Here is an 11,986-nt window from a genome sequence, read left to right as displayed (position 1 = left end):
GCTACGGCCCGGCGCGCCGACCCGCCCACGGCCCGTACGGTCCCGGAGCCGGCCCGCACGCCGGCGGCGGCCAGGCGGGCACCGGGGGCCCCGCGCCCGCCGCACGCCCGTACGCGCGCCGCTGGCGGCTGACGCTGCGCACCCGCCTGGTCGTCTCGGCGGTCTCGCTGATCGCCGTCGTCTGCGCGGTCATCGGCACCGTCACCGCCCTCGGCCTGCACTCCTACCTGATCGGGCAGATCGACGGGAACATGGCCGCCGCCCTCCAGCGGTCCGCCCCCTCGCCCGGCGGCAAGCCGCGCACCGACCTGTTCTTCGTCCTGGGGCCCGGCCAGCCGATCGGCACGATCGGCGCCCGGCTGCACGCCAACGGCAGCGTCCTGGCCGCCGCCAAGAACAACGACTCCACCCGCACCGGCGACCCGCAGGACCAGCTCGACGACCTGACCGGCGCGCAGATCAGGGCCCTGCTGGCCGCGCCCCGGGACGGCCGCGCCCACCCCGTCGACCTGCCGGGGCTCGGCCGCTACCGGGCCATGTCCGGCCCCGACGGCCGCACCCTCGTCGCCTTCCCGCTGCGCGAGGCGCTGGGCACGGTCGACACGCTGGTGCTGGTCGAGGTGTGCGTCACCGCGGCCGGCCTGGTGGCGGCCGGAATCGCCGGGGCGATGATGGTGGGCATCTCGCTGCGCCCGCTGCGCCGCGTNAATCGCCGGGGCGATGATGGTGGGCATCTCGCTGCGCCCGCTGCGCCGCGTCGCCGTCACCGCCACGCGCGTGTCCGAGCTGCCCCTGCACCGCGGCGAGGTGGCCCTGCACGAGCGGGTCCCGCCGAGCGAGGCCGACCCGCGCACCGAGGCCGGGCAGGTCGGCGCGGCCCTGAACCGCATGCTCGGGCACGTCGCCTCCGCGCTGACCGCCCGGCAGGAGAGCGAGACGCGGGTACGCCAGTTCCTCGCCGACGCCAGCCACGAGCTGCGCACCCCGCTCGCGGCCATCCGCGGCTACGCCGAGCTGACCCGGCGCGGCCGCGAGGAGATCGGCCCCGACACCCGGCACGCCCTGGGCCGCATCGAGTCCGAGGCGGCCCGCATGACCGGCCTGGTGGAGGACCTGCTGCTGCTCGCCCGGCTGGACGCGGGCCGCCCGCTGTCCACCGCCGAACTGGACCTGTCGCCGCTGGTGGTCGACTCGGTCAGCGACGCGCGCGCGGCCCACCCCGGCCACCGGTGGCGGCTGGAGCTGCCCGACGACCCGGTGCTGGTGTGCGGCGACGACGCCCGGCTGCGGCAGGTGCTGGTCAACCTCCTCGCCAACGCCGGCCGCCACACCCCGGCCGGCACGACCGTCACCGCGCGCGTGCTGCGCCGCGGCGCGTACGTGTCGCTGAAGGTCCAGGACGACGGGCCCGGCATCCCGCCCGGCCTGCTGCCGCACGTCTTCGAGCGGTTCGCGCGCGGCGACGCCTCCCGCACCCGCTCCCGCGACCGGGACGGGCAGGCCGCGGACTGGGCCGCGGGCGCCGGGAGTACGGGCCTGGGGCTGGCGATCGTGCAGGCGGTGACGGCCGCGCACGGCGGCCTGGTGGGCGTGGACAGCGTCCCGGGGCGCACCGTGTTCGCCGTACACCTGCCCGTACGGCCTGTTCACCGGCCTGAAACGCACTCACAGGCAGGGCACAGGCAGGGCACACAGACGTGACAGGACGGGTCGCAAATGTCGATTCATGGCAACGGACTCCCCCCACACCCCCGCTCCGTCCGACCCCTCCGGCTCCCCGCGTCCCACCGCGGTCCGCACCCCGGGCCGCCCCGTCTCGACGCGGACCCGCCCCCGCGCGCACCCGCGCGGGCGGTCACTGGACTCCCTGCCCGCCCGCCGGCCCGTGTCGGTCGGCCGCGGTGAGCCCGTGCTCGACGTCGTCATCCCCGTCTACAACGAGGAGAAGGACCTGGAGTCGTGCGTGCTGCGGCTCCACGAGCACCTGACCCGCACCTTCCCCTACTACGGCTTTCGCATCACCATCGCCGACAACGCCAGCACGGACACCACCCCGCTGATCGCCGCCCGGCTCGCCGCCACGATGGAGCGCGTCGCCTCCGTACGGCTGGAGCAGAAGGGCCGCGGGCGGGCGCTGCGCACCGTCTGGTCGCAGTCCGACGCACCCGTGCTCGCCTATATGGACGTCGACCTGTCGACGGACCTCAACGCGCTGCTGCCGCTGGTGGCCCCGCTGATGTCCGGCCACTCCGACCTGGCCATCGGCTCGCGCCTGGCCAGCGGCTCCCGGGTGGTGCGCGGACGCAAGCGCGAGTTCATCTCCCGCGCGTACAACCTCATCCTGCGCGGCAGCCTCGCCGCCCGCTTCTCCGACGCGCAGTGCGGTTTCAAGGCGATCCGCAAGGACGTCGCCGAGCGGCTGCTGCCGCTGGTGGAGGACACCGGCTGGTTCTTCGACACCGAGATGCTGGTGCTCGCCGAACGGGCCGGACTGCGCATCCACGAGGTCCCGGTGGACTGGGTCGACGACCCGAACAGTACGGTGCACATCGTGCGGACCGCCACCGACGACCTCAAGGGGGTGTGGCGCGTGGGACGGGCCCTGGGCACCGGCAGAATGCCGCTGGACCGGCTGCGCCGCCCCTTCGGCGACGACCCGCGCGACCGCGAACTCTCCGGCGTCCCGCGCGGGCTGGCCCGGCAGGTCGTCGGCTTCTGCGTGGTGGGCGTGCTCAGCACGCTGTTCTACCTGGGGCTGTACACGCTCTTCCGGCTCGGCACCGGCGCGCAGGTCGCCAACGCGCTCGCGCTGCTGGTCTCGGCGGTCGCCAACACCGCCGCCAACCGCAGGCTGACCTTCGGCGTGCGCGGGCGCGACCGGGCCGTGCGCCACCAGGCGCAGGGCCTCGTGGTGTTCGCCATCGGCCTCGCGCTGACCAGCGGCTCGCTCGCCGTGCTGAACGCCGCGGCCGACGACCCTGCGCACACCACGGAGCTGGCGGTGCTCATCGCCGCCAACCTGGCGGCCACCGTCGTGCGCTTCCTGCTCTTCCGGTCCTGGGTCTTCCCGTCGGAGCCCGCGGGGCGCCGCGCCGGCTCGGAGACCGCCGAGGGGCTCCCGCCGGACCCGGACCAGGGGCTCGCGGACGTCGACGCGGCGGAGGTCGTGGAGGCCGCGGAGGCCGTCGTCATCTCCTCGGAGACCATCGTGGTGGACGAGGACCCGAGGACCGGCCGGTGACGACCTACGGAGTCACCGACATCCCCGGCGCGGCCGAGGACGGCCCGTACGCCGCGGACGCCCGGGACGTACGCCCCGCCCCGCCGGCCCCCGCCGCCGGCCCGGGCCGCCCCTCGCCGCTCGCCCGCGCGGCGGACCCGGCCTGGGCCCGCCCGGCCCTGTGGGCCCTGCTGGCCGCGACCGCCGCTCTGTACCTGTGGACCCTGGACGAGTCCGCTTACGGCAACAAGTTCTACGCGGCCGCCGCGCAGGCGGGCAGCGAGAGCTGGAAGGCGTTCTTCTTCGGCTCCTCCGACGCCGCGAACTCCATCACCGTCGACAAGCCCCCGGCCTCCCTGTGGCCCATGGGTCTGTCGGTGCGCCTCTTCGGGCTCGGCTCGTGGCAGGTGATGGTCCCGCAGGCCCTGATCGGCGTGGCGACGGTGGCCGTGCTGTACGCGGCCGTACGGCGCCGGTCGGGAGCGGTCGCGGGCCTGGTCGCGGGCGGCGTGCTGGCGCTGACGCCGGTCGCGGCGCTGATGTTCCGCTACGACAACCCCGACGCGCTGCTGTGCCTGCTGTCGGTCGCGGCCGTCTCCTTCACGCTGCGGGCCCTGGAGGACGCCCGTACGAGGTGGCTGCTGCTGGCCGGGGCCTGCCTGGGCTTCGGCTTCCTGACCAAGACGCTCCAGGCGTGGCTGATCGTGCCCGCGATCGCCGTCGGGTACGCGGTGTGCGCGCCGACGCCGCTCGCCAGGCGGCTGTGGCAGCTGCTCGCGGCCGGGGCCGCGATGGCCGTCGCGGGCGGCTGGTGGGTGGCGGCCGTGGAACTGTGGCCGAAGTCCTCCCGCCCGTACGTCGGCGGCTCGGAGCACAACAGCTTCCTGGAGCTGACCTTCGGCTACAACGGCCTCGGCCGCATCAACGGCGACGAGAACGGCACCACCGGCTCCCGGCAGCAGTGGGGCAGCACCGGTCTCGGCCGCCTCTTCGGCACCGACATGGGCGGCCAGATCGCCTGGCTGCTGCCCGCCGCGCTGGTGCTGCTGGCGGCGGGGCTGTGGGTGACGTGGCGGGCGGCGCGCACGGACGCGCGGCGCGCGGCGTTCCTGGTGTGGGGCGGGTCGCTGCTGACGACCTTCCTCATCTTCAGCTTCATGTCCGGGATCTTCCACGAGTACTACAACATCGCGCTGGCCCCGTACATCGCGGCGCTCGTGGGCATGGGCTCGGTGGCGCTGTGGGAGCGGCGGGCCAGCCCGGTCGCCGTGGCCGTGGCGGTGGTGACGGTCGCGGGCACGGCGGTGTGGTCGTACACGCTGCTGAATCGTTCCGCCGGGTGGCTGCCGTGGCTGCGCTGGGCGGTACTGGTCGGCGCTCTGGTGGCGGCGGTCGGACTGCTGGCGGCGGCGCTGGCGTCCCGGGCGCGCGGCGGCGGGCCCGACGGCGCCCCGGCGGACTCCCTGGCGGGTACCCCGGTGGGCTCGCCGCGGGCGGCTGACGGCTCTGCGGACGGGGCTTCTGACGGGGCTTCTGGCGGCGCTTCTGACGGCTTTTCGGGCGCGGCCCCGGCCGGGGCCGTACGCCCGGCCGGCGGGCCGTACGGGCGGCTGGCGCTCGGCGCGGCGGGCCTGGGCCTCGCGGCCGCGCTCGCCGGTCCGCTGGCGTACACGCTCAACACGGTGAACACCGGGCACCACGGCGCCATCGTGATCGCCGGGCCCCCGGTGAAGGGCATGCCGGCCCTGGCGGGCGTTACGCGCGGCGGGCGGGCCGGTGCCGCGGGCGGCGCGGGCGCGGCCGGTGCGCCGGGTGCGGGCGGTGCCGGGGCCCCGGGCCAGGCGCACGGTACGGGCCAGGGGGCCGGTGCGGGCGCCGGTGTCGACACGCGCGTGCCGGGCGGAAACCCGGCCGCCCAGGCCGCCGGGCTGCTCGCCCTGGTCGAGGGCCTGGAGCCCGGCCACCGGGTGACGGCCCTGCTCGCGCGTGACGCCGACCGCTACAGGTGGACGGCGGCGACGGTCACGTCCAACGTCGCGGCCAGCTACCAGCTCGCCGCCCGGAAGCCGGTGATGGCCGTCGGCGGCTTCCACGGCAGCGACCCGTCGCCGACCCTCGCCCGGTTCCAGGAGTACGCGCGCCAGGGGCGGATCCACTACTTCATCGCTCCGGCCGGCCTGACCACCGGCAGCCTGACCGGCGGGCCGGGCGGCGGCGCGGCGGGGGCCGGCGGGCAGGCCGGGGCCGGTGCCCGGGCCGCCGCCGACCGGCTCAGGAAGAACACCGCCTTCCGGATCACCGCGTGGGTCGAGCAGACCTTCGCGAAGACCACGGTGGACGGGACCGTCCTGTACGACCTGACCCGGCCGAAGCCCACCGGCTGACCGGGCCCGGTCCGTCGACCTCCCGTCGACCCCGTGCGGGGCCGGTGGCCGTACCCTCCTCACGGCCACCGGCCCTCTTCCCCTGCCGTCGCCCGCCCCGGGCCACAATGATCACCATGGGCGGCGGACGGGGCGAGCGGATACCGGCCGAGCGCGCACCGGACGGGCGGGGACGGGACGAGCGGGCCGAACCTCGCCGAGTCACCCCAGTCCGCCGAGTCCCGCCAGTCACCCGAATCCGCCAGTCACCCGAATCCGCCAGGCACCCGGATCCGCTGAAACCGGGTAAGGCGTCCGCCTCTCGCGGGCGCGCTCGCCTGCCCGGCCGGGAGGGAGGGCGTCGTCGGGTACGCGCCGCGCGGCTGCCGGCGCCCGCCGCCCGGAGCGCCTTCGCGCCGGTGACATTCTCATCACCATCCCCCGAAGGCCGGGTACGGGCCCGGATCGCGGATAAGAGACCGGCTATCCTTCTACGTCTGCGGCGCGATCCGGCCAGGGAAGTCCGCGCGGGACGACGCACGGGTCGGGGCCCGAGTCGCGTGCCTAGGACCGGAGGAGCGGGATGAGCGGTCGTGTGATCGCCGAGTTCGTGGTGGTCTCCGCGGGGGCGGTGACACTGGCCGTCTGCGCCATGCACTTGCTCTACGTGATCGTCCACGGCCGGTTCCCCGCGTACGACAACCTTCTCGACCGCCGCACGACGGGCCTGCCGCGGCCGGTCCGGCCCGAGCCGGAGCGGGAGGTCGCGCGGCGCGGGCGGGGCTCCGCGGACCGCTGACCCGCCTGCCGCGCCGCGCCGCCGCGCTGCGGGCCGGCCTGCCCGCCGCGGGCTCCGACCGCTTTCCCGGATCTCCGCCCGCAGCCCTCTTCACTCCGTCTGACCTGGTCTGACCTGGCCTGACAGCCCGTTGTCAGTGGTGCCTGGCACTCTGTGGACCAGTGCCTGACGAACGGTCGGGCGGGCGTGGAGGGGGGCGTCATGGCGGCGGTGGAGCTGCGGGCGGGGCCGAGGGCGGAGCTGTCGGCGGGGTCGGCGGCGGCGGGCGGACGGCAGGGTGCGGCGAGCCGTGGACCGGCCACCGGAAAAATCCCTGTACGGCGTACAGGCTTCCTTGTACGGTGTATGACGGTTACCGCTCGTCACCCCCGTCCGAGGAGTGTGCCCCTCATGACGGCGCCGTCCGCAGACCAGACGCCCGCCACCCCCGACCAGCAGCCCCGCGCCGACGGGCCGCCCGGCGCCCATCCGCGGCGCTGGCTGATTCTCGGCGTCATCTGCCTCGCCCAGCTCACCGTGCTGCTCGACAACACGGTGCTCAACGTCGCGATCCCCTCCCTCACCCGGGAGATGGACGCCTCCACCACCGACATCCAGTGGATGATCAACGCCTATTCCCTGGTCCAGGCCGGTCTGCTGCTCTCCGCGGGCGCCGCCGCCGACCGCTACGGGCGGCGGCTGATGCTGCTGTCCGGGCTGGCCCTCTTCGGCGTCGGCTCGCTCGTCGCCTCCCTGGCCCAGGGACCCGGGCAGCTCATCGCCGCCCGCGCGGGCATGGGCGTGGGCGGGGCGCTGCTGATGACGACCACCCTGGCCGTCGTCGTGCAGGTCTTCGACGAGGGCGAGCGCGCGCGGGCCATCGGGGTGTGGGGCGGGGTCAGCTCGCTCGGGTTCGCCGCCGGGCCGCTGATCGGCGGCACGCTGCTCGACCACTTCTGGTGGGGCGCGATATTCCTCATCAACATCCCCGTCGCGCTGCTCGGCCTCGTCGCCGTCTGGCGACTGGTCCCGGAGTCGAAGAACCCGGTCGGCGACCGGCCCGACCTGTTCGGCGCGCTGCTGTCCACGGCCGGCATGACCGGCGTCGTGTACGCGATCATCTCCGGGCCGGAGCAGGGCTGGACGTCGATGGGCGTGCTGATGTCCGCCTTCACCGGGGCCGCCGTGCTGGCCGGGTTCGCGCTGTGGGAGCGCCACATCCCGCACCCCATGCTGGACATGCGCTTCTTCCGCGACCGCCGGTTCGTCGGCGCCCTCGCGGGCGGCATCCTCGTCGCCTTCGGCATGGGCGGCTCGCTGTTCCTGCTCACCCAGCACCTCCAGTTCGTGCTCGGGTACGACGCGCTGGGCGCGGGCCTGCGCACCGCGCCCCTCGCGCTGACGATCGTCGCGCTCAACATCACCGGCGTCGGCGTGCGGCTGCTGCCCCGGCTCGGCACCCCGCTGACCATCGTCGGCGGCATGACCCTGCTCGCGGGCGGCCTGGCCACCTCGGCCGTCTTCGGCGCGCACGGCTACGGCGGCATGCTCGCCGGCCTGATCCTCATGGGGGCGGGCATGGCCGTCTCCATGCCCGCCATGGCCGGCGCCATCATGGCGTCCATACCCCGCGAGCAGGCCGGCGCGGGCGCGGGCGTCAACGGCACCCTGACCGAGGTGGGCAACGGGCTGGGCGTCGCCGTGCTCGGCGCCGTCCTCAACTCCCGCTTCGCCGCGCTCCTCCCGGCCGTCGCCGCGGGCGCGGGTTCGCTGCCCGCCGCGCTCGCCTCGGCCCGTACGGGCGCGGACCGGTCGGCGGTGCGGGACGCCTTCGGTACCAGCGTCGAGACCAGCCAGCTCGTCGGCGCCGCGGCCGTGCTGGCCGGGGGCCTGCTGGCCGCGGTGCTGCTGCGGCGGGCCGAGCGGACGGCGGCGGAGGGGAGGGACGGCATAGCATCGGCCACGGCATGATCGTCCGCCCGGCACACCGGCTGCCCGCCCGTGCCCGCGAGTGTGTACGGTCGGGGCCAGTTGGGGAAGGAGGGCGTGCCATGGCCGCCGGCACTCGTTTCGTCCGTCCGCGCGACAGCGTCTGGCTCTCCGAGCGACCCACTCCGCGCCGCAGGTCGGGCCAGCAGCCGGCCGGGCTGGATCTGGAGAAGATCCTCGCGGCGACGGTCCGGCTGCTGGACGCCGAGGGACTCGCCAGGTTCTCGATGCGGCGGCTCGCGGCGGAGCTGGGCGTGACCGCGATGTCCGTCTACTGGTACGTCGACACCAAGGACGACCTGCTGGAGCTGGCCCTCGACTGCGTCATGGGCGAGATCGCCCTGCCGGGCGAGGGCGCCGCTCCGGCCGCTGGCCGGGCCGGGGCGCGACCCGCCGCGCCGGACGCGGCCGGCACCTCCCCGGGGACCGGGCGGGCCGACTGGCGGGACCGGCTGCGCCGGCTCGCCCGCGAGTACCGCCACACCCTGGTGCGGCACCCGTGGGTCTCGCCGCTGTCCGGCGCATACCTCAACATCGGCCCCAAGGCCATGGCCTTCGCCAACGCCGCCCAGCGGGTGATGGCCGAGAGCGGGCTGCCGCGCGAAAAGCTGCCCAGCGCGCTGTCCCTCGTCTACCAGTTCGTCTACGGCTTCGCGACGATCGAGGGCCGCTTCGCCGCCCGGTGCCGCGAGGCCGGCGTCACCCAGGACGAGTACTTCGGCGAGGTGATGGGCTCGATAGCCGACCGGCCCGAGTTCGACGAGCCACGGCAGATCCTGGAGGCGCGCGGCGGGGCCACGGTGGAGGAGATGCGCGAGCGGGACTTCGCCCTCGCGCTGGACTTCGCCATCGCCGGGATAGAGGCCCTGCGGGACGGACCCGAGGGCGCGCTCTGAGCGCGCCCCGACCCCGGCTGCGCTCTGCGCGGCCGCCGGGGTCCCGGTCCTGGCCGCGTCCGGACGGGCCCCCGTCCCGTCAGTCGTCGGGGTGGCCCAGCACGACCTCGTGCCCGTCGACCCCGTCCTCCGGGACCGCGAGCGCGGTGGCGACCGGGGGGTAGCCGCCGGCGACGACGGTGTAGTCGCCCGCCTCCAGGTCGGCGAAGGCGTACGCGCCGTCCTCGCCGGTGGTGGCGGTCGCGACCACGTTCCCGGCCGCGTCGATCAGCGTGACCCGCGCGTCCGGCAGCGGACGCGGCCCTTCGGGTCCGTCCGCGCGTACCACGCCCCGCAGCCGGGCCCCGGCACCCAGCGCGATCTCCAGCCGGGTGACGCCGTGGGCGCCGACCTCGGCGGGCACGGCGGCGGGCCGGAAGCCGGGCGCGTTCACCGCGACCGTGAAGGTGCCCGAGCCCAGTCCGGCGAAGGCGAAGTCGCCTCGGCCGCCGGTCTGCCCGCTGATCAGCACCTCACCGCGCACATCGGCGACCACGACCGTGGCCGCCTCCACCGGCTGTCCGCCGGCGGCCCGCACCGTGCCCGCCAGGCTCCCCGTGCCCGCCAGCACGATGTCGAAGCCCAGCGGCTCCTCGCCGACGACGACGGTGGACGCCTGCGGCTGGTGCCCGTCGGCGGCGGCGATCAGCACGTAGCCGCCGGGGCCGGGCGGGCCGAGCGCGTACGAGCCGTCGGGGTGCGCCACCGCGCGGGCCAGCTGCTGTCCGCCGAGCGAGACGAGGGTGACGGCGGCGCGGGGCACGGCGGCGCCGTCGGCGCCCCGCACGAAGCCGTGCACGCCCTGGCGCGGGCGGTGCCCGTCGGGGCGGTCAAGGCTGCCGGGGCCGTCGGCGGAGGCGGCCGCGGCCGGCGGCCCGTCGTGGACCGCCCACCGCGGGGCCGCGCCGCCGCCCGGGGCGGAGGGCCCGGCGGCCGGTACTCCGGCGAGGGGGTGCACGGGCTCCGGCACGCCGGCGGCCCGGCCTCCGGTACCGGTCCCGGTTCCGGCCTGGGGAACGGCCGTCGGCTCGGACGTGGCCGTCGGCTGCGCGCCCGCCGCGTGGGTCTTCAAGGCGACCTCCTTGATGAAGAGGGTGACGAGGAGCGCGGCCAGCGCGACCGGCGCCGCGTACAGGTACACGTCCGCGACGCCGTGCCCGTACGCGCTCTCCACCACCGAGCGCACCGGCGCCGGCAGCAGGTCCAGGTCGGGTATGCCCCCGCCGGAGCCCCCGCCGCCGCGCAGCCCGCTGTCGGCGGTGTAGTGGCCGACCCGGTTGGCCAGCAGCGCGCCGAGCGCGGAGACGCCCACCGCGCCGCCCAGGGAGCGGAAGAAGGTGACCAGGGAGCTGGCGGCGCCGAGGTCGTGCGGGGCCACCTGGTTCTGGGTGGCCAGCACGAGGTTCTGCATCATCATGCCGACGCCGAGGCCCAGCAGGGCCATGTAGCAGGCCAGGTGCCAGTACGGGGTGTCGTACCGCATGGTGCCCAGCAGCCCCAGGCCCGCGGTCAGCAGCACGCCGCCCGCGATCAGCCAGACCTTCCAGCGGCCGGTCCGGGTGATGAACCGGCCCGAGACGGTCGAGGCCACGGACAGGCCGGCGATCATCGGTATGGTCATGATGCCGGACATCGTGGGCGACTCGCCGCGCGCCAGCTGGAAGTACTGGCTGAAGAACACCGTCCCGGCGAACATCGCCACGCCCACGCACAGCGAGGCCACGGACGCCAGCGCGATGGTCCGGTTGCCGAACAGCCGCAGCGGCACGATCGGCTCGCGCGCCCGGGACTCCACGAGCACGAACACCGCGCCGAGCACCGCCGAGCCGCCCACCATGGCGTACGTCTGCCAGGACAGCCACGGGTAGTCGTCGCCCGCGAGGGTGACCCATATCAGCAGCAGCGAGACGGCGGCGCTGATGAAGAAGGCGCCCGCCCAGTCGACCTTCACGTCACGTCGCACGACCGGCAGTTTGAGGGTCTTCTGAAGTACGACGAGTGCGATGACGGCGAACGGCACGCCGACGTAGAAGCACCAGCGCCAGCCCAGCCAGGCGGTGTCGGTGATGACGCCGCCCAGCAGCGGGCCGGCCACGGTGGCCACCGCGTAGGTGGCGCCGAGGTAGCCGCTGTACCGGCCGCGGTCGCGCGGGGCGATCATCGCGGCCATGGCTATCTGCGCGAGCGCGGACAGGCCGCCGACGCCGACGCCCTGGACGACGCGGCAGGCGATGAGCATGGCCGTGTTCTGCGACAGGCCCGCCACCACCGACCCGCCGACGTAGATCACCAGGGACGTCTGCACCAGCAGCTTCTTGCTGAACAGGTCGGCGAGCTTGCCCCACAGCGGGGTGGTGGCGGTCATCGACAGCAGGGCGGCGGTGACCACCCAGGTGTACGAGGACTGGCTGCCGTGCAGGTCGTTGATGATCTCCGGCAGGGCGTTGGTGACGATCGTGGACGACAGGATCGCGACGAACATGCCGAGCAGCAGCCCGGACAGCGCCTCCATGATCTGCCGGTGCGTCATGGGCGCCGCGGCGGCGGCCGCGTCCCCGGCGCCGGGTCTGCCCTGCCCGCCGGGGTGCGTATGCGGCGCACTCCCGCGCGGGGCGCCGCCGTCCCTGCCGGTGCCGCGCCTGGCGTGTGCGGGGTGCTCCGCGGGTCCCCGCACACCTCGGTCCGGTGTGGTCTGTGCCAT

The 11,986-nt window shown here is 75.4% G+C and carries 6 protein-coding genes and 1 pseudogene; 6 read left to right on the top strand and 1 reads right to left on the bottom strand.

Going from position 1 to position 11,986, the window contains the following annotated elements; all coding sequences use genetic code 11:
- The first annotated feature begins 128 nt into the window (after window positions 1-128).
- From RKE29_RS07440 to RKE29_RS07415, 6 genes and pseudogenes are all read left to right on the top strand, one after another.
- Window positions 129-1,701 (top strand): annotated as a pseudogene (locus tag RKE29_RS07440) (sensor histidine kinase).
- Between the two features lie 157 nt (window positions 1,702-1,858).
- Window positions 1,859-3,241: a bifunctional glycosyltransferase family 2/GtrA family protein gene (locus tag RKE29_RS07435; RefSeq protein WP_312004262.1), complete on the top strand. Its 1,383-nt coding sequence runs from the start codon at window positions 1,859-1,861 to the stop codon at window positions 3,239-3,241.
- Window positions 3,242-3,399: 158 nt separating this feature from the next.
- The gene (locus tag RKE29_RS07430; RefSeq protein ID WP_312004261.1) at window positions 3,400-5,604 is read left to right on the top strand and encodes a glycosyltransferase family 39 protein; all 2,205 of its coding nucleotides are present in this window, start codon (window positions 3,400-3,402) and stop codon (window positions 5,602-5,604) included.
- Between the two features lie 562 nt (window positions 5,605-6,166).
- On the top strand, window positions 6,167-6,382 hold the full coding sequence (locus RKE29_RS07425) for a hypothetical protein (RefSeq protein ID WP_312004259.1): 216 nt from the start codon (window positions 6,167-6,169) through the stop codon (window positions 6,380-6,382).
- A gap of 390 nt (window positions 6,383-6,772) precedes the next feature.
- Window positions 6,773-8,332 (top strand): MFS transporter, encoded by a 1,560-nt coding sequence (locus RKE29_RS07420; protein WP_312004258.1) that lies wholly within the window; start codon window positions 6,773-6,775, stop codon window positions 8,330-8,332.
- A gap of 80 nt (window positions 8,333-8,412) precedes the next feature.
- A complete protein-coding gene (locus tag RKE29_RS07415) occupies window positions 8,413-9,246 on the top strand; it encodes a TetR/AcrR family transcriptional regulator (RefSeq protein WP_312004257.1) in 834 nt (277 codons plus the stop codon).
- Window positions 9,247-9,325: 79 nt separating this feature from the next.
- Here RKE29_RS07415 and RKE29_RS07410 read toward each other — a convergent pair whose 3' ends face one another.
- A complete protein-coding gene (locus tag RKE29_RS07410; protein ID WP_312004256.1) occupies window positions 9,326-11,986 on the bottom strand; it encodes an MFS transporter in 2,661 nt (886 codons plus the stop codon).

The organism is Streptomyces sp. B1866 (genome assembly GCF_031932565.1).
GTDB lineage: Bacteria > Actinomycetota > Actinomycetes > Streptomycetales > Streptomycetaceae > Streptomyces.
This window is presented reverse-complemented; position numbering and strand designations above follow the sequence as displayed.